This is a genomic window from Corynebacterium sp. ACRPF (assembly GCF_022347395.1).
GTDB lineage: Bacteria > Actinomycetota > Actinomycetes > Mycobacteriales > Mycobacteriaceae > Corynebacterium > Corynebacterium tuberculostearicum_D.
The window spans coordinates 17,040-43,002 of the sequence record NZ_JAKRNB010000003.1 but is presented as its reverse complement, the minus strand read 5'-3'; the positions used below and the strand labels follow the sequence as shown (position 1 = coordinate 43,002).

The window sequence follows — 25,963 nt, the reverse complement described above, 5'->3', positions numbered from 1 at the left end:
TGCCTGATCAACTTGCCAGAAAGAGAGGAAAAATTCATGGCACGCACCCCACTTATCGCAGGTAACTGGAAGATGAACCTCGACCATGTCGAGGCCATCGGCTCCGTTCAAAAGTTCGCTTTCTCCCTGCCAAAGGACTACTACGAAAAGGTCGACGTGGCCTACATGGTCCCGTTTACTGATATCCGCACTATCCAAACGCTGGTAGAAGGCGACAAGCTACAGGTCACCTACGGTGCGCAGGACATCTCTAAGCACGAGTCCGGCGCATTCACTGGTGAAGTATCTGGCAAGATGCTGGCCAAACTCGGCTGCAGCTGGGTGGTCGTGGGCCACTCGGAGCGCCGTCAGTACCACGGCGAGACCGATAAGCTTGTTGCAGAAAAGGCAGCCGCAGCATTGGACAATGGCATCAGCCCCATCGTGTGCGTGGGCGAGCCGCTGGCTGTACGCGAGGCCGGTACCCACGTGGACTACGTGGTTAACCAGACCCGCAATTCTTTGGCTGGCCTGAGCGCAGACCAGCTTGCCAAGACTGTTATCGCCTACGAGCCAGTTTGGGCGATTGGCACCGGCAAGGTTGCCTCCGCAGACGATGCCCAGGAAGTCTGCGCCGCTATCCGTGAGCTCGTAAAGGAGCTCGCAGGCGAGGAGGTTGCTGCAGGTATCCGCATTCTCTACGGTGGTTCCGTCAAGGTTGATTCCGTTGCAGAGATTGTCAGCAAGCCTGACGTCGACGGCGGCCTCATTGGTGGCGCTTCCTTGGTCGGCGAGGAGTTTGCCAAGTTGGCTGCTAACGCAGCTAATGCTCTGAGCTAACAGGAGTTATCACCTGTCACAGGTTCGCGCTAAGGCGCGGGTTGGAATGGTTCCAGCCCGCGCCATCGTGTACAGTGGGCCGGTGTGATTACTTCGCTGTACGCGAAGCCTAAAAGTACGATTCCGCGCTAGCGGGTGGCGAGAGTTACCCGCAGGGCGCACGTTAGAAATAAGGATTATCCTCATGGTCTTGGCACTGGAAATCATTTTGGTCATCGCAGCTATTTTGATGTCCATCTTCGTGCTGCTGCACAAGGGCAAAGGTGGTGGCCTGTCCAGCCTCTTCGGCGGTGGCGTGCAGTCGAACCTGTCCGGCTCGACCGTCGTGGAAAAGAACTTGGACCGTTACACCGTGGTGATGGTAATTATCTGGCTTGCGTGCATCGTAGGCCTCAACCTCATCCAGGCATTCGCTTAAGCTACCAGCTGGAATAGCGAAAGCGCCGGTATCGGCTTCCAACCTCTTGGTTCCCTGTGGGAACTGGCGGTGGGGAAGCGGTACCGGCGCTTTTTGCGTGGCACCGAGCCACAAGTTCAGCTCGGCTGCGCGCTAGGCGGCCGTACCTAGAGCTCGGATGCGGCGTCATCGGCAAGGAAGAGGATGGTTTCTTCCTTGCCGTGCGCGCCTGCAGCCGGCCATTCTTCGGGCTCAGCGCCTTCAACGACGTGCTTGGCAGCTTCCGCCTTGGCCTCGCCGGCAACGAGGAGCCAAATACGAGCAGACTTGTTTACCGCGGGAAGAGTAAGGGTGATGCGCTCGCTCGGCGGCTTGGGAGAGTCATGAACGGGAACAGCTAGCTCTTCTTGTTCCCGAACCGCCTCAGAATGGGGGAACAAGGAATTGATATGGCCCTCTTCGCCCATTCCCAGCAGATGCAGGTCGAATCCGTTCGGGGCGAATTCCTTTAGCTCTGGCTCATACGCACTCGCTGCGGCTTCCATGGACACCGCACCTAGATCAAAACCGTGAATATTCTGGTCCGGAATATCTACGTGGTTGAGCAGGGCACTGCGTGCTTGACCCTCATTAGAATCTGCGTCAGAGACGGGCACATTACGCTCGTCGCCGAAAAAGACGTGAACGCGCGACCAATCGATGCGCTGGGCTGGAAAGTCCTCGCCTTGCTGCTGTGCCGCGAAATCCAAACGGGCCAGCTCGTGAAGAACGCCAATTCCAGCGCCGCCGCCGGTTAGGACAACTCGCGCGACCCCATCGTGGTGGAGCCCGCCACCGGCGGCTTGGATACGCGCTACGGTATCCACGAATTTCAGCGCGGCCTGGGAGATAAGGTCATCCACATCGCTTACGCGGTGAAGAGTCACCATGAGGTATCGCTATCCTTTGCAAAGAATCAGAGTTAAGCCGTTTTACTGCTTACTGTAGTCTACTTGGGCTAGCGCACGGAGCGCTTGCGCATAAGTCTTATCGGCATCCAGATGGCGCAATTCTTCAGAGAGAACCTCAGCTTGGGAGCGCTTGCTAAGGCTCACCAAGGAATCCGGGGAACCTGGAACGCACACACGCACCGTGCGCTCGTCGACGACATCTACGTCGACGTGGCTCGTTTCCCGGTTAAACCGCAAGTGGGTCACTGGGAAGTGCGGCTCCTGAGAGTCGGTGACAGTGCGGTGGACGGGCACTGCCAGACGATCGAGGAGCCATCCGGCCGCGAAGTCTGGAGCTGGGTGGCCCGCAGGGCCCGCTACCTCGACGGACTGCACGGGCTCGTGAGGATGGCGGTCCAATGCGGAGGCTACGACGCCGCGCCACAAAGTGATGGCGGCCCAGGACATATCGGAATCGCCCGGCGTGTAACCGGCGGATAAGGTGCGCAGATCCTCGCCAGTGACGCGTCCATCATGGGCAACGTTGGTGATGCGGCGTTGAGCCAGTTTGCCCACAGAGCTGGAAGCTGGATCGGGCGGGCACAGAGTAGGCCACCAGGCGACCAAGGGGGTATCGGGAAGCAGCAGTGGAGTAACGACTGCCTCGTCCTGGTTTGCCAAAGCGCCGTGCAACTTCATGATGACCATCTCAGAAGCACCCGCTTCACCACCCACGCGCAGTTGCGCGTCAAGGTGGGTCTCTGCCTGCGGGTCGCCCGTCACGACGACCAGAACGCGCGACGGGTGCTCGTGGGAGGCATCGCGCACGGAGGCCAGGATGTTTTCCAGATCATCGTCCTCGCGGGCAGCCACGATTAGGGTGAGTACTCGGCCGGTAGTAAGGGTGTAATGCTCCTGGGCCTCTACTAGCTTCTTGGAGATTTCACGCGTAGTGGTGTTGGGCAATGGAATAATCATTGTCTGCGTCCCTCCTATGGGCGGCGCCAGGAGTGGCCCCGGCGGCGCAACATTCTATCGGCGGATTCCGGGCCCCATGTGCCAGCGCGGTATTCCTCCGGCTGGCCTGCTTCGGCCCAGTAATCGATGATGGGATCCAAAATCGACCAGGAAAGTTCCACCTCTTCGTTGGTGGGGAAGAGCGAGGACTCATCGAGGAGGGCATCCAAAATCAGGCGCTCGTATGCTTCCGGAGATTCCTCGGTAAAGGCCTCAGCATAAGCAAAGTCCATATTGACGTCGCGGACCTCCATGGTGGAACCGGGCACCTTGGAGCCAAAGCGCATGGTGACGCCCTCATCCGGCTGTACGCGGATCACCACTGCGTTTCGGCCCAGCGCATCGGTCTGGCCGTCAACGAATGGTTGATTTGGCGCTGCCTTGAATACCAGCGCAATCTCGGTCACGCGGCGGCCCAAGCGCTTGCCCGTGCGCAGGTAGAAAGGCACTCCTCCCCAGCGGCGGGAGTTCACTTCCAAGGTGCAGGCTGCATAGGTCTCCGTCGTGGACTCCGGATCGAAGCCTTCCTCTTCGCGCAGGCCCTTGACAAATTCGGAGCCTTGCCAGCCGGCGGAGTACTGGCCGCGAGCAGTGGTCTTATTTAGCGGGTGCACGGCGTGAGTAGCGCGTAGCACCTTGACCTTTTCTGCCTGCAGGGCCTCGGGCTCGAAGGAGGAGGGTTCTTCCATTGCAACTAGAGCCAAAAGCTGCAGCAGGTGGTTCTGGATGACATCGCGAGCTGCACCGATGCCGTCATAGTATCCGGCACGGCCGCCCAAGCCAATATCTTCGGCCATGGTGATTTGGACGTGATCGATGTAGTGGGCGTTCCACATGGGCTCGAAAATCTGATTGGCAAAGCGCAAAGCCATGATGTTTTGCACCGTTTCCTTGCCCAGATAATGGTCGATGCGGAATACCGCGGACTCAGGGAAGACGGCGTTGACAATCTCATTGAGCTTGCGGGCAGACTCTTGATCGTGGCCGAAAGGCTTTTCAATGATTACTCGGCGCCACGAGTCCTCGACGGAGTTGGCCATGCCCACCCGCTCCAGCTGGTGGCAGATATTGGAGAAGAATTCCGGTGGAACCGAAAGGTAGTATGCCCAGTTGCTGCCGGTGCCGCGCTCGCGATCTAGCTCGCCCAAACGCGCCGAGAGGCGATCGAATCCAGCATCGTCGAAAGAGCCTTGTACGAATTCGATGCCCTGGGATAGATGCTGCCAGACATCTTCATTGAACTCGGTACGTGAGCCAGCGATGACGGCTGAGCGAACGTAGTCACAGAATGCGACCTTGTCCCAGTCGCGGCGACCATAACCCACAAGGGTAAAGCCAGCGGGGAGGAGGCCACGGCTCGCTAGGTCGTAGATTGCGGGCAGTAGCTTTTTATATGCTAGGTCACCGGTAACGCCGAAGATGACCATGCCCGCGGGTCCTGCGATTCGCGGCAATCGCTTGTCGCTGGCATTGCGCAAGGGGTTGACCCAAGCGGCTGAGTCGGTCACGAAGAATCCTTCCTGAGTTTATGGGCTTTAAGCTCGCTAATATTCTAGCGGCAGAATGCCCCGCCGAATTCTCGGCGGGGCACAAGTCACACGGCTAGTTTACGCGAGTCGCTCCTCAATGGAAGCAAGCAGTTCCTCCCACGCGGCGACAAACTTATCGACGCCCTCGCGCTCCAGCACTGCAAAGACATCATCGAAATCAATGCCGACCTCTTCTAGCTGGGCAAAGACGCCTTCTGCAGCCTCGCGGCTATCAGACAGGGCATCGCCGTGAAGGTTGCCCTCAGAGAGAACCGCATCGATGGTCTTTTCCGGCATGGTGTTTACCGTGTGCGGGCCAGCCAGCTCCGATACGTACAAGGTGGCTGGGTACTCCGGATTCTTTACGCCGGTAGAAGCCCACAGTGGACGCTGGAGGTGGGCGCCTTCGGGCAAGTCGGCGTCGTCAAGCAAGGCGTCCTGGAAGAGGGCATAGGCGCGCTGCGCATTGGCGACGCCCGCCTTGCCCCGCAGTGCCAGAGCAATCTCGCTGCCAATGGCTTCCAAGCGCTTATCTACTTCGGTATCCAAACGGGAAACAAAGAAGGAAGCCACGGAGTGAATGGTAGAGACGTCCTTGCCTGCTTCGGCGGCACGCTTGAGGCCAGTACGGAAAGCCTCAATGACATCGCGGTAGCGATCCACGGAGAAAATAAGAGTGACGTTGACGCTGATTCCCTCTGCTAGGGCATCTTCGATGGCTGGGAGGGATGCGGTGGTGGCCGGAATCTTGATCATGACATTGGGACGATCAACCTTGGACCAGAGCTCACGCGCCTGTTCAAGGGTGGCGTTAGCGTCATCAGAAATGCGCGGGTCGACCTCGATGGACACGCGGCCATCTGCGCCGTTGGTAGAGGAGTAGATATCTGCAAAGAGGCCGCAGGCATTCTTGACGTCCTCAATAGCCAATGCGTACACCGCCTCATCCGCGGAAGCCTTGGCTTCCTTCAACGTGGAAAGCTCGGCGTCGTAGGCGGTGCCGTTGGTCATCGCTGCGGCGAAAATAGCCGGGTTGGTGGTAACTCCCACGATGGACTTCGTGGAAATTATCTCCTCGAGATTGCCCGATACTAGGCGCTCGCGAGAAAGGTCATCGAGCCAGGTTGAGGTTCCCAGCTGGGCAAGTTCGGAAATGTGGTTCATGATTACTCCTTATCCAGTCCTGGAGGTTTACTTCTTCGCGGCGGCGAGCGATTCCTGCGCCGCTTCAACAACCGCTGCGGTGGTGAAGCCAAAGTTCTCAAAGAGCTCGCCCGCAGGAGCGGAGGCGCCGTAGTGCTCGATGGAAATGGTCCGGCCGAAAGAACCGGTGTACTTGTGCCACGGCATAGCGATGCCGGCTTCGATGGACACGCGGGCCTGCACTTCGCTAGGCAGCACGGACTCGCGGTATGCGTCATCCTGCTCATCAAACCACTCGAGGCACGGTGCGGAGACAACGCGGGTGGCTGTTCCGGCGGCCTCCAGTTCCTTAGCGGCGGCGACGGCAAGCTGCACCTCAGAGCCGGTAGCGAGGAGGATTACGTCTGGCGTTTCCTTGGATGCTTCCACCAGAACATAAGCGCCACGGCGCACGCCGTCATGCGCCTTTTCCTTGGTGCCTTCCAGTACTGGCAGTCCCTGGCGGCTCAGTGCCAGGCCCTTAGGCGCGGCCTTGTACTCGAGAGCTGCGGCCCAGGCCTGTGCGGTTTCGTTGGCATCGGCCGGGCGAATAACGGACAGGTTCGGGATGGCGCGAAGGGCAGAAAGGGTCTCTACCGGCTGGTGGGTTGGGCCGTCCTCGCCCAGGCCGATGGAGTCGTGGGTCCAGACATAGTAGGTATCGGTAGACATCAACGAGCCCAGGCGGACAGCGGGGTACTGGTACTCGGAGAAAATAAGGAAGGTGCCGCCGTAAACGCGGGTATTGCCGTGCAGAGCAATACCGTTCATGATCGCAGACATCGCGTGCTCGCGAATGCCGAAGTGCAGGTTGCGGCCATACGGCTGAGCCGACCACATGTCGGTGGTAATGGCTGCGGGGCCGAAGGAGTCCGCGCCCTTAATCACGGTGTTATTGGAGCCGGCAAGGTCAGCAGAGCCACCCCACATCTCAGGAAGGGAAGCGGCCAATGCTTGGATGGTGGCCTCAGAAGCCTTGCGGGTGGCCAAGGACTCGCCCGGTTCCCAAACCGGCAATTCAGCGTCGAAATCTTGCGGCAGTTCGCGCGCGTGCATGCGGTCAAAGAGTGCCTTGTTCTCCGGATTAGCCGCAGCCCACTTGTCGAACTTCTTCTGCCATGCGGAGTGCTTCTCTGTGCCGCGTTCGCGCAGCTTGCGGGTGTGTGCGATGACCTCGTCGTCGATGTGGAAGCTGCGCTCGGGATCGAAGCCCAAGACCTCCTTGGTGGCAGCCACCTCGTCATCGCCCAGCGCAGCGCCATGAACTCCGCCGGTGTTCATCTTATTCGGGGCCGGGTAGCCGATAACGGTCTTCACGCGGATGAAGGACGGGCGCTCGGTCTCTGCCTGAGCTGCCTTGACCGCCTCCTCAATGGCTACGACGTCTTCGCCGGATTCGACCGTTTGGACGTGCCAGCCGTAGGCCTCGTAGCGGGCTACTACGTCTTCGTTGAAGGCAATATTCGTATCGTCCTCAATAGAAATGCGATTATCATCCCAGAAGACAATCAAGTTGCCCAGCTTTTGCGTACCCGCCAGGGAAGAAGCCTCAGCGGTAACGCCCTCCTGGAGGTCACCATCGGAAGCGATGGTGTAGACGTAGTGGTCGAAGGGAGACTCCCCGGCCGGTGCCTTAGGATCGAAAAGCCCGCGCTCCTTACGTGCGGCCATGGCCATGCCCACGGAGGAAGCCAAGCCTTGGCCAAGGGGTCCGGTGGTGATTTCCACGCCATCGGTGTGGTGTACCTCAGGGTGGCCGGGCGTGCGCGATCCCCAAGTGCGCAGCTGCTTGAGGTCGTCCATCTCCAAGCCAAAGCCGCCCAGGTAAAGCTGGATGTACTGGGTGAGGGAAGAGTGACCAACCGAAAGAACGAAGCGGTCGCGGCCGGCCCAGTGCACATCGGCGGGATCATGGTTAATGACGCGTTGGTAGAGAGTGTAGGCGAGGGGAGCGAGGGACATTGCCGTACCGGGGTGGCCGGAACCGCACTTTTGTACAGCATCTGCGGCTAGAACTCGCACGGTGTCGACGGCGCGGGTGTCAAACTCCGACCAATCCTCCGGATAACGGCGCTCGACCATAGTTTGGAGTTCTGGGGACAACTTATCTTTCGACACTGGAAAGCCTCGCTTACGTCTAGGCAAAAAGTACTTAACTTTATTCAGTCTAGTAATTTTCTAACCGGCGGTGCGCAATTATAGAAAGCTAGGCATAAAAGGTATGCTGGCATGGCTAAGTGGAGTGCGCGCGGGCGCTAGAGCGCGCACTGAATCTAGCGGCCATAGGCCTGTTGTCTTTCACCCCTGCGCCGAAAACTGTGAGTGAGAGAACTGGAACTTTTTCACGGGCATGTGCGACCGCTAGGGGTGACCGCGCGCAGTTAGTGCGCGGGGCACAGTTCACCAACGTTCAGATAGTGGAGGAATCCCTTGGAGACCATCAAGGCCTATTTTGCGCTAACGAAACCGAGGATCATTGAACTCCTCCTCGTGGCCGCAATCCCGGCGATGCTCCAAGCGCAACGCGGCGTGGAGGCCGTTTCAGACAATATTTGGCTAATCGTGTCGACCATTTTCGGCGGTTGGATGGGCGCTGCTGCCGCCCACACGTTTAATAACGTCGTGGACTACGAGCTGGATCAAAAAATGCAGCGCACTAGGGCCCGCCCGCTGGTAAGGGCCAAGATTTCCAAACGGAACGCAGCAATTTTCGCGTGGGTAATGCTCATCATCTCCGTGCTGTGGTTGGGCGTCCTTGCTCATTCCTGGTTGGCGGCCTTCTTCGTGGTTTTGACGAATTTCTTCTACGTCTTCGTCTACACCAAGTTTTTGAAGATGCGCAATGCCCAAAATATAGTCTGGGGCGGCTTGGCCGGCTGCATGCCGGCGATGGTCGGCTGGGCGGTTATCCGGGATAACGCTCCTGCTGGAGAGCCTGACCGCTGGTGGCAGGCAATCGTGCTCTTCCTCATCATCTTCTTCTGGACTCCGCCACACACGTGGGCGCTGGCCATGAAGTACAAGGAAGACTACCGCAAGGCCGGCGTGCCGATGCTGCCCGTAGTGGCTGATGAGAAGGAAGTCACTCGACAGATCGTGTGGTATACCGTGGGCACGGTTATCGTGACCCTACTTATCGTCCCCGCTGCCTCGTGGATTTACTTGGTCGCAGCTCTTGCCTCCGGCGCGGTATTCCTGTGGATGGCTATCCGCCTGCACAAGGGAGTCAAGAACGGCGCCAAGGTGAAGCCGATGCGCCTGTTCATTTACTCCAATAACTATCTGTCAGTGCTCTTTATCGGGTTGTCCATCGACGCAGTATTGGGCTGGGAGCCATTAGGTAGGATGCTCGGCTGGTCGGCCACGTTATTCTAACTGCGCCCAGATACCCAAGGATAGAGCGAAAGCGCGGGAAAAAGCACAGCTGCTTTTCCCGCGCTTTCGGCGTTTGTGGGTGGGTTTAGGCTTTATCGCCAGCTTGGACGCGCAGCACGATGGAACCGGTAGTCTTGCGCTCCTGGAGGTCGCGGTGCGCCGCAGCGGCATCTTCCAGTGGATAAGATGCCGTGACGTTGAAGCTCAGATCGCCGTCGATAACAGCTTGGACGACCGCCTGGGCACGCATTTGGAACTCGCCTTCTTGGGCTGTCCATGCGCCGATGGAAGGCCGAGTGAGGAAGATAGACCCATGCTTGTTTAGCAGCTGCGGGTCGATAGGCTCAACTGGGCCAGAGGCGGCGCCGAATAGCGCGACGGTGCCACGGGGGCGTACTGCTTCGAGTGACTCGTGGAAGGTAGCCTTGCCGACGCCGTCGTAAACCACGTCAACACCCCTATCACCGTTGTAGCGACGGACCTGCTCGGCGAGTGCGTCGCCATAGCGAAATACCTTATCCGCACCGGCTGCGTAGGAGAGTTCCTCCTTTTCGTCCGTGGAGACCACCGTATAGACGGTAGCGCCGAGCGACGATGCCATTTGGGTGAGGATCTGGCCTACACCGCCGGCGCCGGCAGTAATCAGGCAGGAAGCGCCTTCACCCAGTTGATAAACGCCATGCGCCAAATAGTGTGCGGTAATGCCCTGCAACAACATTGAGGCAGCGACTTCTGGCTGGAAATCATCTGGGACCGCCACTAGTCCCTCGCGTGGGACGCAGACCTGTTCGGCGTAGGAGCCAAAAGCCTGGTTCCAGGCCACCATTGTGCCCTCGGCAATTTCCCCCTTGGGGTCGTGGACAACGCGCCCGGTGCCTTCGAATCCGGGAATGAACGGGGTGGCCGCGTTATAGATGCCCTCACGATAATAGGTATCGATGTAGTTGACGCCAGCCATGATGACATCCACCAAAACTTCGTTGTCATTAGGGGTGGGGGCGGGAACTTCGGTATAGCGAAGTACTTCTGGTCCGCCGGTTTCTGTGACCTGAATTGCGTGCATATAGCCAGGCTAGCGCAAAAAGCCGACCGAGTGCAGTACCTCGGCCGGCCGTAAGCATTATGGGTTAAGCAGTCGCTTGCTCTTGTTCAAGAGAGGTTTGGCGCGCCGCGTACTTCTCATCGCCGCTGGGAGAGCCGGTGATGAGATCCGCGGTGCCGTCGGTGCGGCGTACACCGTGTGCCCATAGCAGGGCGGTATACGCGGTGACGAAGGAGGAGAGGCCAATATGGAAGGGGACAGTCCAGCGCGGAATGCTCATGTAGAACTGGTAAACGCCTACTGCCCACTGAATGAGGATGCATACAACGAGGACCCAGCCAGCCTTCTTAGCGTCTTGAGGTGCGCGGTTCTTGTAAAGCAGGAAGACGGTAATAACCGTAAGCGTCAGGTAGACGTACATGCACATGGCGTGGGTGACGGCCATGGCTTCGGTATCTACCTGCAGGCGGCCTTCCATTCCCACCCCGGAATCGCCAGAGTGAACGCCCGAACCGGTAACCATCGTGCCAGTGATGAGCACAATGCTCAGGGCAACGGTAGCGACCGCTGCAAGGAGGCGAATCGCTTGAGGGAAGCGAGCGCGTGGCGTTCCGTCATCTGGTTCCACAATGCGGGAATAAAGCATTGCCGCCAGCCATACCAAGAGCATGGAAGGCAGGAAGTGCAGAGCCACGGACCACCACCGGAGGTCTAGGTGGACAGAGATACCGCCGATGATCGCCTGCAGTACGATGCCAGCGACGTTGAGCCATGCGTACACCTTGAGCTCTGCGCGGCGACGCGCCATGCGCATGGCAATGACGGCGGCGACAGCCGCTGCGGTCACGACGAAAGTAAGCAGGCGGTTACCAAACTCGATGGCCTGGTGGAGAGCAGGCGCAGCGCCTTCCATAGGGACTAGGGAGCCTGGTTGGCATTCCGGCCAGGTGGGACAACCCAATCCCGAGCCGGTCACGCGGACAATGGAACCAGACACGGTGATGCCACCCTGGCACAAGAGGAGGATGAGCGCGATGAGGCGCTGCTGTTGCAGTGTAGGGGCGGCTTCCTTAAAGAAGCGCTTGATCTTCGTCCAGTAATTCACGCATTGCATCCTACTAGTCGGGAGATTTTGGGCATAAAAATTCCTCTCGTTTCGAAAGGAACCGGACAAAAGTCACATTTAGCCATCGAAGCGGAACCAACGGACCGCAGCGAACGACGCCACCGCTAGCCACGCCAACAAGGATAGGAGCTCGAGGCCGGGAAAGGTGGAATTAGAGGCGTCGGTAAGCGCGCCTGCTAGGGCGACGGTCGGCACCGCGTTGAGGATGCCATTATCGCCCAGCCCCTGGGAGTAGAGGGTCCATCCGACTACGCCGAGGAGCAGAAACCAGATGAGATTGGCCAGTGCGAGTACCACCTCAGAGCTGAGGGTGCCGCCGAGCAGCAGCCCCATGGCGGTAAAAGCCGCAACGCCAAAAAATAGCGAAAGGATCATGAGCAGCACCCCGCCCAGGCTGATGCGGAGGCCCAGAATATAGGCCGCTATACCCAAGACAAGGATTTGGAATACCACCATGGTGAGTACGCCGAGGATCTTGCCGCCAATAATGGCCCAAGCCGGCACACCGGACGCACCAGTGCGTTTAAGGGCCCCGTAGCGCCGGTCAAAGGCAAGCGAAATGGCCTGACCGGTAAAGCCTGCGGAGGTGGCAGCTACTGCAAGCACCATGGGAAATACCTCGTGCAAGCCATGTCCGGTGAGCGACTCCAGGTGGGCCGCGCCAATGAGCAGGGCCAGCGGTATGATGACGCTCAGCAATTGCTGCTCGCCGTGGCGCAGCATGAGTTTTGCTTCCATCTTTCCTTGCGCGAGCAACATGGCGCCGGCGCTGGCCCGTTTGGGGGCCGGGGTAAAGGTTCCAGTGTTAAAGGTAGTGCTCATGTGGTGGCTTCTTTCCGCAACGCAGTTGATTGAATTCGATCCTGGCGCAGGGCCCAGCTAGCTGCGCAAATGGCGGCCGGTAAGGTCAAGGAAGACCTCCTCCAAGTTGCGGTGAGCCGCGTCTAGGCGCCGCAGCAGGACTCCCTGGCGGGCAAGCTCGGCGGTAAGCGTAGCGATGGTCTCGGGCGTGCCGGCCTGGGTTAAGCGGTAATGCAGCGGCCGGGATTTGGTCGCTCGAATTCCGGCCTTAGCCAAAGCCTCCACGTCAACGTCGATATCGGTGCTGAAACTAAGCCCTGCCGAGTCCGACTGAGCGGTAAGTTCCGCGGGGGTGCCGTGGGCTACGAGTTCGCCATGATCCATGATGGCCACTCGGTCCGCTAGTGACTCCGCCTCATCCATGAGGTGGGTGGTAAGAACAATGGTGACGCCATCGCGCCTTAGGGCTCGAACCAAGTCCCAGACGGCCAGACGGGATTGTGCATCCATCCCGGCGGTGGGCTCATCGAGGAAAACTAGCTCGGGCCGACCGATGATTGCTAGGGCGAGGGAAAGGCGTTGCTGTTGCCCGCCGGAGAGCCTGCGATAGGGAGTGCGGGCTACTCCTTCCAGCCCGAGCGTTTCCAGTAGCCAGTGCGGGGAGAGGGGATGGGCGCTGTAGCTAGCAGAAAGTTCTAGAATCTCCAGAACGCGAATGCCGGAGTAGGAACCACCACCCTGCAACATGATGCCGACCTTTTCGCGCACCTTGTCCGGTGCGGAACTCGGGTCTATTCCCAGAACATAGATAGTGCCGCTGGTGGGTTGGATAAAACCCTCCGACATTTCGATCGTCGTGGACTTTCCAGCGCCATTGGGGCCAAGGAGGCAAAAGATCTCACCTGCGGCAACGCTAAGGCTCAGACCATTAACGGCGGTGGTGGAGCCATACTTTTTCACCACGCTGTCCAAGGTGAGGGCTGGGCGATCGGCTGAAATGGAATTCACGTGGGATTAGTTTAGGACACGGATTCCGCTGCGCCGCACTGCAACCCACCACAGGGTGGCGATGACGGCGAAAGTGCAGGCTGCCGACACGTAGATGACGATGATGGTGCTGGGCGGCAACCCGAGGCCGCGTGGCAGCACAAAGAAGCTCATAGCTGCCGAATAAGCCACAACGCAGAAACGGAAGATAAGCCGGTTGGCCCATGCGGCCAAAGGTAATACGGCCCACAAGATGTACCACGGATGGACCACGGGAAAGAAGATAACCAGCACTAAGGAGGCGGTGCCGAGTCCTCCCACCGGGTGGATGCGGCCGCGCAACGTTGCAAAGAGCATGCGGGCCATGAAAGCTACTGCCACCAGCACGCCAAAGGTGCGGGTTACGGTGAGAATAGCTTCAGTGTGGTCACCTAGGCCCAGCAGCATTCCGATAAAGCCGGTCCCCACGCCTACGGCGGTGGAGGTAGAAAGCCACGAGCGAATGGAGGCCGCCCCGCCTTGTCCTGTGATCCACCCCAGGCCAATGCCGGTTAAGGCGCTAATAAGGGCAATGGTTGCAATTAAAATAACTAGCTGCAGAGCAATGGCGTAGGCCAAGGCCTTCCAGCGTGATGCACGCTCCTTGTCTATCAGGTGGCGGGCATATGCCATCCCTACAAAGCCCAACCCGATAAAGCCGGTAACCTTGACCATTCCGGCGCAGGACAGGAAAAATCCAGAAGCAATGAGTGCTAGGTAGGCGCTGCGCGTGGACTTTTCTAGCTTGTCGACGCCCCGCAGGCCCAGCTCCATACCTACCAAGAGCAGGCCTAGCATGATGGACTCATTATGGATTCCGCCCACCAGGTGCAAGATAGTCAGTGGGTTGAGAATGCCGAGCCATAGGGCAGATTCTGGAGATACCCGGCAGCGCCGCGCGATACAGCTGATTGCCCACCCAGCAACCATGATGCCGGCGATGGATAAGAGCCGGTGGGCGATTACTCCCAAGAGGATGGAATTTGAGGTAACTGCGCTCACCACTCCAGCGAGCCCGAGCGCTACGGGGCCATAGGGAGAAGGGGAGTTGGCCCAGATAAACGGTACGGATCGGGCGAGCTCATCGCCCGCGCCAAGCAATTGCACCGGTCCTGCAGAATACGGATCCATGCCCTGCATCACGATGGAACCGTTGGCCAAGTAGGAGTAGATGTCTTGGGTGAAGAGCGGGGCGGTAAAAATCAGCGGGATGACCCAACCGGCCCACGTGCGCCACAGCTGGTGTGTGGTCACGAGGCGGCGGGCGCGCGCAGGGGTGAGGGCACCTTCCTGGGGTTGGCGCAGCGGAGTGCCCACAAAAGGGGCAAGGAACACCCAGGCGGCCACCAACAGACCTACTCCCACCATGACTATGGCAGAAGAGGTCTGCAGCATGCGGGACATGAGGGAGCCGAAGGGCACGTTGTCATAAGGATTTCCCACTACTGGGAGGGCGCCGGCGCCCAACGCGCCGAAGGCGATAAGCAGGGATCCCACTGTGCCTACCCAGCGCAGGATAAAAAATGTCCGCCATTGTGCGGTGGTGGTGCGTTTTAGGCCATCTTCTTTGGCGGGGACAAAATCAAAACGAGAATCAGGTTCTGCGGCTCCGGTGTCCTCGGCGTGTAGCCGCGCAGACCGGGAACCGGCGGTGCCCAGCTGCGGCAGCTCGGCCTTGACGCCGGAAAGAAAGCCGCGGAGTTTGCCTGTCATGGGATAAGACCTTACGCGAATCCTCCGCACCAACCCCAGCAGGCCCGCCTTTTTGACGCGCTCAGCACCGCCAGTTGTGGCGATGAGGGGAGTTAGCCACCCCCGTGCCACGCCGAAGAATGGCCAATGGTGGCATTCCGGAATGAATTAAGGAACACTAGTGTTGTCTAATAAAGGAGGCGCAGTTGGACTGCGGCGCGACTCTCGGTATTACGGGAGCCGGCTGCAGGGCGGCTGTAAGTGAGCGAAGCACGAAGGGAGGTCCCGGCATGAGCACACCTCAGCGCGTAGAAACTACTCATAAGGCGGCTAAGGAATCCCGCACTACGGATGGCGATACCCGCCGGCAAGTGATGCTGTTGCTGCTGAAGGACGGGCCCGTTACCGCTTCCCACTTGGGTGAACGCCTTGGCCTTTCTGCTGCCGGAATCCGCCGGCACTTAGACAATTTGGTGGAAGAGGAACTGACGGAGGTTGTGCGCCGCCGCCCAGTTACCCGCGGTGCAGCGGGTAGCGGCTCAGGGCGCGGGCGACCAGCCAAACACTTTCGCCTCACCGATCGTGGCCGAGCGCAATTCGGCCACGCCTACGATGATTTGGCCTCTGATGCCTTGACGGCGCTTCGCGACGTCGGCGGGTCTGAGGCTGTTAAGCGCTTTGCCAAGGTTCGCTTCGAGCGACTCGTTGCAGATGTGCGTCCCCTCGTAGAAGAGGGCGAATCTGTAGAGGATGTTGCCCGCAAGCTGGCCGAGGTCTTGGACGAGCACGGTTACGCCGCCACGGTGGACCGCGCTGGTCAGGGAGTGCAAATCTGTCAGCACCATTGTCCGGTCTCCCATGTGGCGGCCGAGCATCCGGAGCTGTGTGAGGCGGAACAAGAAGTCTTTTCTGCTCTATTAGGCAAACACGTACAGCCTTTGGCCTCCATCGCCGGCGGTCATGGGATCTGTACCACGAACATCCCCTTGACACCCGTTAATACAAATACTGAAAGGAGCGAGTCATGACCCAGGCACAATCGGCGCCCGAGAACAAGATGACCGATGATGAAATTATTGATTCCATTGGTGCATATGAGTACGGCTGGCACGACTCGGACGCGGCTGGTGCTTCTGCTCGCCGCGGCTTGAACGAAGATGTAGTACGCGATATTTCCGCCAAGAAGGGCGAGCCGGAATGGATGCTTAACCAGCGCCTGAAGGCACTCAACATCTTTGATAAGAAGCCCGTTCCCACCTGGGGTGCGGATCTGTCTGGCATCGACTTCGACCAGATTAAGTACTACGTGAAGTCCACTGAGGAGCAGGCCCAGACCTGGGAGGAACTCCCTGACGATATCAAGGCCACCTACGATAAGTTGGGCATTCCAGAGGCCGAAAAGCAGCGCCTCGTTGCCGGCGTGGCAGCCCAGTACGAGTCCGAGGTTGTTTACCACCAGATCCGTGAGGACCTGGAAAGCCAGGGCGTCATCTTCGTCGATACTGATACCGCACTGCGTGACTACCCTGAACTTTTCAAGGAGTACTTCGGCACCGTTATCCCAGCCGGTGACAATAAGTTCTCCGCGCTGAACTCCGCAGTGTGGTCCGGTGGTTCCTTTATCTACGTGCCCAAGGGCGTGCATGTAGATATTCCGCTGCAGGCTTACTTCCGCATCAACACGGAAAACATGGGCCAGTTCGAGCGCACCCTCATCATCGTCGACGAGGACGCTTATGTTCACTACGTCGAGGGCTGTACCGCTCCTATCTACAAGTCTGATTCCCTGCACTCCGCGGTAGTGGAGATCATCGTGAAGAAGGGCGGCCGCTGCCGCTACACCACCATTCAGAACTGGTCCAGCAACGTCTACAACTTGGTGACCAAGCGCACCAAGGTAGAAGAAGGCGGCACCATGGAATGGGTCGACGGCAACATTGGCTCCAAGGTGACCATGAAGTACCCGGCCGTATGGATGACCGGTCCTTACGCCAAGGGTGAGGTTCTCTCCGTTGCCTTTGCTGGTGAGAATCAGTTCCAGGACACGGGCGCCAAGATGACTCACATGGCTCCGCACACCTCTTCCAATATCGTGTCTAAGTCGGTTGCCCGTGCCGGCGGCCGCGCCGCGTACCGCGGCTTGGTGCAGGTTAATCAAAACGCGCACCATTCCACCTCGAACGTCGAGTGCGATGCGTTGCTGGTGGACAATATTTCGCGTTCGGACACATACCCGTATAACGACATCCGCAATGACCACGTCACGCTGGGCCATGAGGCAACCGTTTCCCAGGTTTCTGAGGAGCAGCTGTTCTACCTGATGTCCCGCGGTATTGCGGAAGAAGAAGCAATGGCGATGATCGTGCGTGGCTTCGTTGAGCCGATTGCTAAGGAGCTGCCGATGGAGTACGCCCTCGAGCTCAACCGCCTCATCGAACTGCAAATGGAAGGATCGGTCGGCTAAAGAAAATGGTCGCTTCGAACGAATTCAATCCGGATAAGATCACCAAGGGTGATGTCTTTACCTCCACCAACGTGGAGGACTTCCCGGTGCCGCACGGCCGCGATGAAGTGTGGCGCTTTGTCTCCCTGCGCAAGCTCCGTGGACTGCACAATGGCGAGTTCGCTGAGGCAGTGGCACAGGATGTCACCGTGAGCGAACATCCAGGCGTAAGCTCCGAGACCGTCGCTCGCGATGACGAGCGCTTGGGCCGCGTTGGTACCCCGTCTGACCGCGTTGCGGCACAGGCGTGGACTTCTATGCCTGAAGGCCAGGTTGTCACCATTGACGCTGAGGCTCAGGTGGAAGAGCCCGTTGTCATTACCTACACCGGCAAGGGCGAGGGCGTAACTTCCTTTGGCGCCACCTCCATCGAGGTAGGCCACCACGCGGAAGCCACCGTCATCCTGAAGTACGTCGGCTCTGGCACCCACGCAGATAACGTCGAGTTCATCGTGGGCGATGGCGCTCACCTGACCGTCGTTGTTGACGTTGATTGGGAAGACGATGCCGTACACCTGTCTAACCACGTAGCACAGCTCGGCCGCGATTCCGTGCTGCGCCACAACTCCGCTATCTTTGGCGGCGAGGTGGTACGCATCGTGCCTCGCGTGAACTTCACCGAGCAGGGCGGCGACGCAGAGTTGCTGGGCGTCTACTTCGCTGATGAAGGCCAGTACTTTGAAAACCGCATGTTGGTGGATCACTCCGTCCCTAATTGCCGCTCCCACGTCCTATACAAGGGCGCACTGCAGGGCACCAAGGACAATGAGGCCCGCACCTGCTGGGTGGGCGATGTCCTTATCCGCTCCAATGCACAGGGCACCGATACCTACGAGACCAACAACAACCTGATTCTGACTGAGGGCGCTCGCGCAGACGCAATCCCTAACTTGGAGATTGAGACCGGCGAAATTACCGGTGCAGGCCACGCGGCCACCGTCGGTCGCTTCGATGACATCGAGTTGTTCTACCTGATGTCTCGCGGCATTCCAGAGGCTGAAGCCCGCCGCCTCATCATCCGTGGCTTCTTCAATGAGGTCATCCACCGCATCCCGGTGCAGTCCCTGTCCGAGGAATTGGAAAACCGCATTTCCGAAGAACTGGAAAAGATCTCCGCCTAAAGCTTTCATAGAAGGAAAACCACACACATTATGTCTACTCTGGAAATTAAGAACCTCCACGCCCAGGTGCTGCCGACGGAAGAAGGCGGCGAGCCGAAGGAAATCCTCAAGGGCGTTAACCTGACCATCAACTCCGGTGAGATCCACGCCATCATGGGTCCGAACGGTTCCGGCAAGTCCACCTTGTCTTACACCATCGCCGGCCACCCAAAGTATGAGGTCACCGAGGGCGAGGTGCTTCTCGACGGCGAAAATCTGCTGGAGATGCCCGTCGACGAGCGCGCTCGCGCCGGCCTCTTCTTGGCTATGCAGTACCCAACTGAGGTACCAGGCGTAAAGGTCTCTCAGTTCATGCGCTCTGCAGTTACCTCCATTCGCGGTGAAGCACCGAAGCTGCGTGAATGGAACAAGGAGCTTACCCAGGCCCGCGAGAATTTGAAGATTGATAAGTCCTTCATCTCCCGCTCCGTCAACGAAGGCTTCTCCGGCGGTGAGAAGAAGCGCCACGAAGTCATGCAGCTGGATATCCTGAAGCCGAAGTTCGCAGTTATGGACGAGACCGACTCCGGCCTGGACGTTGACGCTCTGCGCATCGTGTCTGAGGGCATCAATAGCTACCAGAAGGAAACCAATGGTGGCATCTTGATGATTACCCACTACAAGCGCATCCTGAACTATGTGAAGCCGGACTTTGTGCACGTCTTTGCAGACGGTCAAGTCATCAAGACCGGTGGCGCCGAATTAGCGGATCAGCTCGAGTCTGACGGCTACGACCAGTTCCTGAAGTAAGGACCGACCACGGGCCGGTCAACCGCGACTATCTAAAGAAGATTCATGACTGGATTTGATGTAAACGCAATTAGGGAGCAGTTCCCGATCCTCCAGCGCACTGTGCGCGGCGATAAGCCACTGGTGTATCTGGATTCGGGCGCTACTTCCCAGCGCCCGCTGCCGGTATGGAAGGCGGAGGAGGAGTTTGTGCTGCACACGAACGCTCCTGTCCACCGCGGTTCCTACCAGCTGGCGGAAGAGGCCGATGACGCCTACGAGTCCGCGCGACAAGCTATCGCCGCATTCGTGGGTGCGGACCGCGACGAAATCGCCTTTACCAAGAACGCCACCGAGGCCCTGAACGAAGTTGCCTATGTGCTGGGCGACGAGCGCGCGGGAGACCTCTACGTGGGCGAGGGCGATACCGTCGTGATCACCGAATTGGAGCACCACGCCAACTTGGTGCCGTGGCAGGAGCTCTGCGCTCGCACTGGCGCTACGTTGAAGTGGTATTCCATGACCGAAGACGGCCGTATCGATCTTGATTCGCTCGAGCTTGATGATTCCGTCAAGGTAGTTGCGTTTACTCACCAATCCAATGTCACGGGTGCCGTGGTGGACGTGGATGAACTGGTGCGCCGCGCCCGCGCGGTGGACGCCATGGTTGTCCTTGACGCCTGCCAGTCGGTGCCACATATGGCGGTGGATTTCCACGCCTTGGACGTGGATTTCGCGGCCTTTTCCGGCCATAAGATGTGCGGCCCCAGCGGCGTGGGTGTGCTGTACGGCAAGGATGAGCTGCTCAAGAAGCTTCCGCCCTTCCTGACCGGTGGCTCCATGATTGAGATCGTCAAGATGGAAGAGACCACCTTTGCCGAACCCCCGACGCGCTTTGAAGCGGGCACGCAGATGACCAGCCAGGTGGTTGGCCTTGGCGCAGCGGTGAAGTTCTTGGAAGAAGTGGGCATGGACAACATCCACGCCCACGAAAAGAAGCTCACCGAGCGCGCATTGCGCCAGCTCAAGGAAATCCCTGGTCTGCGCATCATCGGTCCAGAAACCACCGAAAATCGCGGTGGCGCCATTTCCTTCACTGTGGAAGGCGTTCACCCGCACGACTTGGGCCAGGTCCTCGATGACCACGGTGTGTCCATTCGCGTTGGTCACCACTGTGCGTGGCCACTGCACCGTGCCTGCGGCGCACAGTCCACCGCCCGCGCTAGTTTCTACCTTTATAACACCGAGGAAGAAGTAGATAAGCTGGTGGACGCAATCAAGGCTGCCCGCGAATTCTTTGGAGTTGCCTCATGAACCTAGATTCCATGTACCAGGACGTCATCCTGGATCACTATAAGAACCCCCAACACGCCGGCCTGAGGGAGCCATATCAGGCCGAGGTTCACCACGTGAACCCGTCCTGCGGCGATGAGCTCACCCTGCGTGTGCGCCTTTCGGACGACGGCAAGACCGTAGAGGACGTGTCCTATGACGCGGAAGGCTGCTCCATTTCGCAGGCTTCCACCTCGGTTATGGCTGAAGAGATCGTGGGGCTGCCGCTCGCGGAAGCCAATGAGAAGCTGGCCGAGTTCGAAAAGATGATTACCTCTCGTGGCCAAGAAGAGGGCGATGAAGACCTCATCGGTGACGGCGTCGCCTTTGCCGGTGTGTCCCAGTACCCAGCGCGCGTAAAGTGTGCGCTCCTCGGTTGGAAGGCCTTCCAGGCTGCATCCGCCGATGCACTAACTGAAGTGGAGAACTAGATGACCGAACCCGTAGATCCTTATCAGAACGAGAACTCTTCATTCTCCGGCAGCGGCGAGCGCCCAGAGCAGACTGAAGAGCAGATTTCTAAGGCCTTTGATGTCACCGAATTCATGCGTGATGTCATTGACCCCGAGCTCGGCATTAACGTCGTTGACCTGGGCCTTGTCTATGATCTTTGGTTTGAAGAGGACAATGGCAAGGAGATCGTCATGATCAATATGACGCTGACCTCGCCGGCGTGCCCGCTGACCGATGTCATTGCAGAGCAGGTCGAGGACATCGTCAAGGCCAATAAGCTGGCCGATGCTGTGCGCATCAACTGGGTATGGATGCCGCCATGGGGCCCGCAGATGATTACTGAGGAGGGCCGCGAGCAGCTTCAGGCCCTCGGCTTCGCGGTCTAAAATCGCGTATTAATCACACGCCCCCAGCAGCGCATTTCTCAGATTAGGGAAGTGGCTGTTGGGGGCGTTAGTGCGTCTTAGCGTTGGCCGCGTCAATTGCTAGACTATTTCTTCGTGATTGTAACCAATGATTTCGAAGTCAGGGTAGGAGCACGCACGCTTCTCGACGCCCCCGGGCAGCACCTCCGCGTGCAGCCCGGCGACCGCATTGGCCTCATCGGCCGTAACGGCGCGGGCAAGACGACGACCATGCGCATTTTGGCAGGGGAGACGGAGCCTTATGGTGGTTCTGTGACCCGCTCGGGCCCCATTGGTTATCTGCCCCAGGATTCCCGCGAGGGAAATATCGAGCAAACGGCGCGCGAGCGCGTTCTTTCCGCACGCGGCCTGGATGATCTCAAGCGCCGAATGGCCAAGCAACAAGAGCTCATGGAATCGGCCACGGACGATAAGTTCCGGGATAAGGCTATCCGTAAGTATTCCCGCTTGGAGGAGCAGTTCGAGTCGCTCGGCGGCTATGAAGCCGATTCCGAATGCGCGCAGATCTGCGATAATTTGGGCCTGCCACAGCGCGTCTTAGATCAGAAGCTCAAGACTCTCTCGGGCGGCCAGCGCCGCCGTGTGGAGCTGGCACAGATCCTCTTTGCGGCTACTGAAGGCTCCGGTAAATCCCAGACCACGCTGCTCCTGGATGAGCCGACTAACCACTTGGATGCGGACTCTATTACGTGGCTGCGCCAATTCCTGTCCAAGCACGAGGGCGGGCTCATTATGATTTCCCACGACGTCGAACTGCTAGAAGCCGTGTGCAACAAGGTGTGGTTCCTTGACGCGGTCCGCGGTGAGGCCGATGTGTACAACATGGGCTATAAGAAGTACCTCGATGCGCGTGCTACCGATGAAGCGCGGCGCCGCCGAGAGCGCGCCAATGCGGAAAAGAAGGCGTCTGCACTGCAAAAGCAGGCGGCCAAGCTCGGTGCCAAGGCAACCAAGGCCGCCGCGGCAAAGCAGATGCTCCACCGTGCTGAACGCATGATGAGCGAGCTCGATGAGGTCCGCGTGGCCGATAAGGTGGCCAATATCAAGTTCCCCGAGCCAGCGCCATGCGGCAAGACCCCCATGAATGCCAAGGGCCTGACCAAGATGTACGGCTCGCTGGAGGTTTTCGTGGGTGTAGACCTCGCCATCGACAAAGGTTCTAGGGTGGTTGTTCTCGGCTACAACGGTGCAGGTAAGACCACCCTGTTGAAATTGCTGGCCGGTGTGGAACGCACCGATGGTGAAGGTGGTATCGTCAGCGGCCACGGCCTGCGTATCGGCTACTTCGCGCAGGAGCATGACACCATCGACCCGGATAAGTCCGTGTGGCAAAACACCATCGATGCCTGTCCTGACGCGGATCAGCAGGAGTTGCGCAGCCTGCTTGGTGCCTTTATGTTTTCCGGCGAGAAGTTGGAGCAACCTGCGGGCACCCTCTCCGGCGGCGAGAAGACGCGCCTTGCACTGGCTGCCTTGGTCTCCAGTCGCGCGAATGTCCTGTTACTAGACGAGCCGACCAATAACTTGGACCCAATTTCGCGCGAGCAAGTGCTTGATGCACTAAAAACGTATACGGGCGCTGTGGTGCTGGTGACGCACGATCCAGGTGCGGTTAAGGCACTGGATCCGGAACGCGTGATCATCATGCCCGACGGTGATGAGGACCTGTGGTCCGATGACTATATGGAGATCGTGGAGCTAGCTTAGGGATTTATGAAGACACTGCTGGAGAGGATGCCCGCCTGGCGGGAGAAGTTTTGGCTCATCCCCGCCGTGGCGGTGGCCATAGCCGCGATCGGTGCGGAATTGCTCATTGCGGTGGGTAGCAATTTTGATGTGTCGGCCACGCCCTTTTATGACGGCAGTGCCGATAGCGCGCAAGGGATTTTAAGCGCGGTAGCAACCTCGTCCCTGTCCCTGGCCGGCACCGTCTTTTTCATCACGCTGACCGCGCTATCCGGTGTCGTCACGGTGATGGGACCACGCCTCCTGCACGAGTTTTTAAAGGATCGCTCCATTCAATCCACGTTGGCGATCTACCTGGCCACCTTTATTTTTGCGCTCTTGTCCCTGCGCGCGGTCCGTACCGGCGGCGGTGGGGAAGAAGAATACGTTCCTTCCCTCAATGTAGCCGTCACGGTTCTGCTGGCCATCGCCTGCGTTGTCTTCCTTATCTACTTCATCGTGCATATTGCGCAATCGATCAGCATGTCCCACGTGGTGCACGTCGTTGCCCAAGACGTGGAAGAGCACATGCGCCGGCTCATTCGCCGCGGCGAAGAGGAAGAGAAAGTAAAAGCGCCGGGGCCAGAGTTCTACACGAACGCGCAAAAGCGCCGCAGTAGTGAGACTGGCTATCTCAAATTCGTGGACTATGACGCTATCGCGCAGGCTGCAGCGCAAGAGGATTGCGCGGTGCACCTCGGCGTGGCGCCGGGAGACCTAGTGCTGGAAGGCGAGGTCATTGCCCACGGCGTGCCTCGGTTGCCGGAAGATATTGAGCGTCATATCGTGCTCACGCAGTACCGCGAAAATGCCTCTGCCCACGACCCTCGGTTTACTGCCCGGCACCTTGCAGAAATTGCTGCCCGCGCTTTGAGCACCGGAGTTAATGACCCTTTTACGGTAATTGATATCATTGACCGCTTCACCCAGATCCTCACCGTGATTGGGGATAAGCGGCTTCCGCAGGGCATTGTGCATGTCAACGGCGAGTTTCGGCTGGATTATCAGACCTTTAGCTATGCCGAAATCGTCGAGGCGATGTTTACACAGATTCGGCGCGACGCGGCCGATAATGCGGAGATTTACCTCAGCATGCTGGATAACCTCGCTAAGGTGGTTGCTCTTCTTCGCACAGCGGAACGCCGACGCGTGCTTGACGACGCCGCCCGGGCCATCTACTCCGATGCTCGTCGCCAGGTAGGCGGCGAGGTGGAGCTGCAACAGTTGGAGGATTCCTACCAGCACTTCCAGGCCAACCTAGCTGCGTGGGCGGAATCCGATAAGCCGGGCGAAGAGCACGCCGCGGAGTAGCCTGCGGCGCGGTTGTTGTTGGCGCTAGTTGCGGAATCCATGCACCGGCGCGGGGATGAAGCCACCGCGGTTAATGAACTGCGCATTGCCCACTTGATTGACCGGGATGACAGGGGCGTAGCCAAGAAGCCCGCCGAAGCTGACCTCGTCGCCTACCTGAGCGCCAGGTACCGGAATGACGCGTACTGCGGTGGTTTTATGGTTCATCACGCCAATGGCGGCCTCATCAGCGATCATGCCCGAGATCGTCGCGGCAGAGGTATCGCCCGGCAGCGCAATCATGTCGAAGCCAACCGAGCAAATAGCGGTCATGGCCTCCAGTTTGTCCATGGAAATGGAGCCGGACTTGACCGCATCGATCATGCCTTTGTCCTCGGAAACGGGGATGAAGGAACCTGACAACCCGCCCACGCGGGAACAAGCCATCATGCCGCCCTTCTTAACGGCGTCGTTAAGCAGAGTCAAGGCTGCAGTGGTGCCGTGGGTGCCTACCTGGTCTAGGCCCATGTGCTCCAAGATGTGCGCAACCGAATCGCCCAATTCGGCGGTGGGGGCAAGCGAAAGGTCGATGATGCCGAAAGGAACGCCCAGGCGCTCCGAGGCCATGTTGCCCACCAGCTGCCCGGCGCGAGTGATCTTGAACGCTGCCTTCTTCACCTCTTCTGCAACCTGGTCTAAGCTGGCTCCCTCCAGCGAGCCCAAGGCACGGTCGACCACACCCGGGCCAGAAACGCCCACGGAGACCACACAATCGGGTTCCTCAATGCCGTGGAAGGCACCGGCCATAAAGGGGTTATCTCCCACGGAGTTAGCAAAGACCACCAGCTTGGCGCACGCAATGGCGGAATTGTCCTTGGTCAGCTCGGCCGCTTCCTTGATGACCTCGCCCATTTTCTTCGCCGCATCCATGTTGATGCCCGCGCGGGAGCTGGCGATGTTTACGGAGGAACACACAACGTCCGTAGTAGCCAGCGCCTCCGGAATGGAGCTGATGAGCTTTTGCTCCGCGGTGGTAGCGCCTTTTTCTACCAAGGCGGAATAGCCGCCCACGAAGTTGACGCCAACCTCTTTTGCCGCCTTGTCCAGCGCCTTTGCTGCGTCAACGGGGTTTCCCTCTACGCCGGCCACCACTAACGAGATGGGGGTTACGGAGATTCGCTTATTCACAATGGGGATACCGAGCTCGCCCTCGATGCCTTCGCATACCTCGACGAGGCGCCCTGCCTGCTGGGTGACGCGGTCATAGATGGCCTGGCAGGTAGCCTCCATGGTGGAGCGGGTGCATCCGAGGAGCGAGATGCCCATGGTCACGGTGCGGATATCGAGACGATAGTTCTCAATCATCTCGATGGTGTCCAAGATATTGGTGGTATTAAAACGCGTACTCATT

The 25,963-nt window shown here is 58.8% G+C and carries 23 protein-coding genes; 12 read left to right on the top strand and 11 right to left on the bottom strand.

Annotated elements, in window-relative coordinates; translation table 11 throughout:
* Positions 1-36 precede the first annotated feature (36 nt).
* Both tpiA and secG read left to right on the top strand, forming a co-directional pair.
* The gene (gene tpiA / locus MHX61_RS01975) at positions 37-819 is read left to right on the top strand and encodes a triose-phosphate isomerase (RefSeq protein WP_005328415.1); all 783 of its coding nucleotides are present in this window, start codon (positions 37-39) and stop codon (positions 817-819) included.
* A gap of 184 nt (positions 820-1,003) precedes the next feature.
* On the top strand, positions 1,004-1,237 hold the full coding sequence (gene secG, locus MHX61_RS01970) for a preprotein translocase subunit SecG (RefSeq protein WP_005324856.1): 234 nt from the start codon (positions 1,004-1,006) through the stop codon (positions 1,235-1,237).
* A 146-nt stretch (positions 1,238-1,383) separates the two neighbouring features.
* Here secG and pgl read toward each other — a convergent pair whose 3' ends face one another.
* The 5 genes from pgl to tkt form a co-directional block, all read right to left on the bottom strand.
* Positions 1,384-2,145, bottom strand: coding sequence for a 6-phosphogluconolactonase (pgl, locus tag MHX61_RS01965; protein WP_204608980.1), 762 nt, complete (start codon positions 2,143-2,145; stop codon positions 1,384-1,386).
* A gap of 42 nt (positions 2,146-2,187) precedes the next feature.
* Positions 2,188-3,123, bottom strand: a complete 936-nt coding sequence (locus MHX61_RS01960; protein ID WP_239191965.1) for a glucose-6-phosphate dehydrogenase assembly protein OpcA — start codon at positions 3,121-3,123, stop codon at positions 2,188-2,190.
* 14 nt (positions 3,124-3,137) lie between these two features.
* Positions 3,138-4,670 carry a glucose-6-phosphate dehydrogenase gene (gene zwf, locus MHX61_RS01955; protein WP_005328410.1) on the bottom strand — a complete coding sequence of 511 codons (1,533 nt, stop codon included), beginning with the start codon at positions 4,668-4,670 and terminating at the stop codon, positions 3,138-3,140.
* Between the two features lie 99 nt (positions 4,671-4,769).
* Positions 4,770-5,855: a transaldolase gene (tal, locus tag MHX61_RS01950; protein WP_239191963.1), complete on the bottom strand. Its 1,086-nt coding sequence runs from the start codon at positions 5,853-5,855 to the stop codon at positions 4,770-4,772.
* A gap of 27 nt (positions 5,856-5,882) precedes the next feature.
* Positions 5,883-7,955 carry a transketolase gene (gene tkt, locus MHX61_RS01945; RefSeq protein ID WP_239192190.1) on the bottom strand — a complete coding sequence of 691 codons (2,073 nt, stop codon included), beginning with the start codon at positions 7,953-7,955 and terminating at the stop codon, positions 5,883-5,885.
* 348 nt (positions 7,956-8,303) lie between these two features.
* On the opposite strand from tkt, the gene MHX61_RS01940 reads away from it, so the two are divergent.
* Positions 8,304-9,248 (top strand): heme o synthase, encoded by a 945-nt coding sequence (locus MHX61_RS01940; RefSeq protein ID WP_239191961.1) that lies wholly within the window; start codon positions 8,304-8,306, stop codon positions 9,246-9,248.
* An 85-nt stretch (positions 9,249-9,333) separates the two neighbouring features.
* Here MHX61_RS01940 and MHX61_RS01935 read toward each other — a convergent pair whose 3' ends face one another.
* The 5 genes from MHX61_RS01935 to mptB form a co-directional block, all read right to left on the bottom strand.
* On the bottom strand, positions 9,334-10,311 hold the full coding sequence (locus MHX61_RS01935; RefSeq protein WP_239191959.1) for a quinone oxidoreductase: 978 nt from the start codon (positions 10,309-10,311) through the stop codon (positions 9,334-9,336).
* Positions 10,312-10,375: 64 nt separating this feature from the next.
* Positions 10,376-11,404, bottom strand: a complete 1,029-nt coding sequence (locus tag MHX61_RS01930) for a heme A synthase (protein WP_239191957.1) — start codon at positions 11,402-11,404, stop codon at positions 10,376-10,378.
* 69 nt (positions 11,405-11,473) lie between these two features.
* On the bottom strand, positions 11,474-12,238 hold the full coding sequence (locus MHX61_RS01925) for an ABC transporter permease (RefSeq protein WP_200435645.1): 765 nt from the start codon (positions 12,236-12,238) through the stop codon (positions 11,474-11,476).
* 57 nt (positions 12,239-12,295) lie between these two features.
* Complete coding sequence (locus MHX61_RS01920) at positions 12,296-13,225, bottom strand: ABC transporter ATP-binding protein (protein ID WP_239191955.1); 930 nt, start codon at positions 13,223-13,225, stop codon at positions 12,296-12,298.
* 6 nt (positions 13,226-13,231) lie between these two features.
* Complete coding sequence (gene mptB, locus MHX61_RS01915; RefSeq protein WP_239191953.1) at positions 13,232-14,956, bottom strand: polyprenol phosphomannose-dependent alpha 1,6 mannosyltransferase MptB; 1,725 nt, start codon at positions 14,954-14,956, stop codon at positions 13,232-13,234.
* 269 nt (positions 14,957-15,225) lie between these two features.
* Here mptB and MHX61_RS01910 point away from each other — a divergent pair, with 269 nt between their 5' ends.
* From MHX61_RS01910 to MHX61_RS01870, 9 genes are all read left to right on the top strand, one after another.
* Entirely contained in the window at positions 15,226-15,963 is a 738-nt protein-coding gene (locus tag MHX61_RS01910) for a metalloregulator ArsR/SmtB family transcription factor (RefSeq protein WP_204608998.1), read from the top strand.
* A complete protein-coding gene (gene sufB / locus MHX61_RS01905; protein WP_302257749.1) occupies positions 15,960-17,399 on the top strand; it encodes a Fe-S cluster assembly protein SufB in 1,440 nt (479 codons plus the stop codon). The genes MHX61_RS01910 and sufB overlap by 4 nt, the downstream gene beginning before the upstream one ends.
* Before the next feature lie 5 nt (positions 17,400-17,404).
* Positions 17,405-18,559: a Fe-S cluster assembly protein SufD gene (gene sufD, locus MHX61_RS01900; RefSeq protein ID WP_005328395.1), complete on the top strand. Its 1,155-nt coding sequence runs from the start codon at positions 17,405-17,407 to the stop codon at positions 18,557-18,559.
* Positions 18,560-18,589: 30 nt separating this feature from the next.
* Complete coding sequence (gene sufC, locus MHX61_RS01895; protein ID WP_198493085.1) at positions 18,590-19,348, top strand: Fe-S cluster assembly ATPase SufC; 759 nt, start codon at positions 18,590-18,592, stop codon at positions 19,346-19,348.
* Between the two features lie 45 nt (positions 19,349-19,393).
* Positions 19,394-20,641 carry a cysteine desulfurase gene (locus tag MHX61_RS01890; RefSeq protein ID WP_239191950.1) on the top strand — a complete coding sequence of 416 codons (1,248 nt, stop codon included), beginning with the start codon at positions 19,394-19,396 and terminating at the stop codon, positions 20,639-20,641.
* Positions 20,638-21,090: a Fe-S cluster assembly sulfur transfer protein SufU gene (gene sufU, locus MHX61_RS01885; protein ID WP_005324831.1), complete on the top strand. Its 453-nt coding sequence runs from the start codon at positions 20,638-20,640 to the stop codon at positions 21,088-21,090. The genes MHX61_RS01890 and sufU overlap by 4 nt, the downstream gene beginning before the upstream one ends.
* Entirely contained in the window at positions 21,091-21,498 is a 408-nt protein-coding gene (locus MHX61_RS01880) for a metal-sulfur cluster assembly factor (protein ID WP_005324830.1), read from the top strand. It begins immediately after the preceding gene.
* A gap of 114 nt (positions 21,499-21,612) precedes the next feature.
* Positions 21,613-23,244: an ABC-F family ATP-binding cassette domain-containing protein gene (locus MHX61_RS01875; protein WP_005328391.1), complete on the top strand. Its 1,632-nt coding sequence runs from the start codon at positions 21,613-21,615 to the stop codon at positions 23,242-23,244.
* Positions 23,245-23,250: 6 nt separating this feature from the next.
* Complete coding sequence (locus MHX61_RS01870; protein ID WP_239191948.1) at positions 23,251-24,573, top strand: DUF2254 domain-containing protein; 1,323 nt, start codon at positions 23,251-23,253, stop codon at positions 24,571-24,573.
* A 24-nt stretch (positions 24,574-24,597) separates the two neighbouring features.
* Here MHX61_RS01870 and MHX61_RS01865 read toward each other — a convergent pair whose 3' ends face one another.
* Positions 24,598-25,962, bottom strand: coding sequence for a PFL family protein (locus tag MHX61_RS01865; RefSeq protein ID WP_204609007.1), 1,365 nt, complete (start codon positions 25,960-25,962; stop codon positions 24,598-24,600).
* Position 25,963: the final 1 nt, after the last annotated feature.

What these genes read in the sequence shown, in the direction of transcription:
- MHX61_RS01910 (WP_204608998.1), top strand. Translation starts at nt 15,226, where the DNA reads ATGAGCACACCTCAGCGCGTAGAAACTACTCATAAGGCGGCTAAGGAA.
- sufU (WP_005324831.1), top strand. Translation starts at nt 20,638, where the DNA reads ATGAACCTAGATTCCATGTACCAGGACGTCATCCTGGATCACTATAAG.
- MHX61_RS01935 (WP_239191959.1), bottom strand. Translation starts at nt 10,311, where the DNA reads ATGCACGCAATTCAGGTCACAGAAACCGGCGGACCAGAAGTACTTCGC.
- tpiA (WP_005328415.1), top strand. Translation starts at nt 37, where the DNA reads ATGGCACGCACCCCACTTATCGCAGGTAACTGGAAGATGAACCTCGAC.
- tal (WP_239191963.1), bottom strand. Translation starts at nt 5,855, where the DNA reads ATGAACCACATTTCCGAACTTGCCCAGCTGGGAACCTCAACCTGGCTC.
- MHX61_RS01865 (WP_204609007.1), bottom strand. Translation starts at nt 25,962, where the DNA reads ATGAGTACGCGTTTTAATACCACCAATATCTTGGACACCATCGAGATG.
- MHX61_RS01930 (WP_239191957.1), bottom strand. Translation starts at nt 11,404, where the DNA reads ATGCAATGCGTGAATTACTGGACGAAGATCAAGCGCTTCTTTAAGGAA.
- sufB (WP_302257749.1), top strand. Translation starts at nt 15,960, where the DNA reads ATGACCCAGGCACAATCGGCGCCCGAGAACAAGATGACCGATGATGAA.
- tkt (WP_239192190.1), bottom strand. Translation starts at nt 7,955, where the DNA reads ATGGTCGAGCGCCGTTATCCGGAGGATTGGTCGGAGTTTGACACCCGC.
- MHX61_RS01960 (WP_239191965.1), bottom strand. Translation starts at nt 3,123, where the DNA reads ATGATTATTCCATTGCCCAACACCACTACGCGTGAAATCTCCAAGAAG.
- sufC (WP_198493085.1), top strand. Translation starts at nt 18,590, where the DNA reads ATGTCTACTCTGGAAATTAAGAACCTCCACGCCCAGGTGCTGCCGACG.
- MHX61_RS01890 (WP_239191950.1), top strand. Translation starts at nt 19,394, where the DNA reads ATGACTGGATTTGATGTAAACGCAATTAGGGAGCAGTTCCCGATCCTC.
- MHX61_RS01870 (WP_239191948.1), top strand. Translation starts at nt 23,251, where the DNA reads ATGAAGACACTGCTGGAGAGGATGCCCGCCTGGCGGGAGAAGTTTTGG.
- sufD (WP_005328395.1), top strand. Translation starts at nt 17,405, where the DNA reads ATGGTCGCTTCGAACGAATTCAATCCGGATAAGATCACCAAGGGTGAT.
- secG (WP_005324856.1), top strand. Translation starts at nt 1,004, where the DNA reads ATGGTCTTGGCACTGGAAATCATTTTGGTCATCGCAGCTATTTTGATG.
- pgl (WP_204608980.1), bottom strand. Translation starts at nt 2,145, where the DNA reads ATGGTGACTCTTCACCGCGTAAGCGATGTGGATGACCTTATCTCCCAG.
- mptB (WP_239191953.1), bottom strand. Translation starts at nt 14,956, where the DNA reads ATGACAGGCAAACTCCGCGGCTTTCTTTCCGGCGTCAAGGCCGAGCTG.
- MHX61_RS01925 (WP_200435645.1), bottom strand. Translation starts at nt 12,238, where the DNA reads ATGAGCACTACCTTTAACACTGGAACCTTTACCCCGGCCCCCAAACGG.
- MHX61_RS01880 (WP_005324830.1), top strand. Translation starts at nt 21,091, where the DNA reads ATGACCGAACCCGTAGATCCTTATCAGAACGAGAACTCTTCATTCTCC.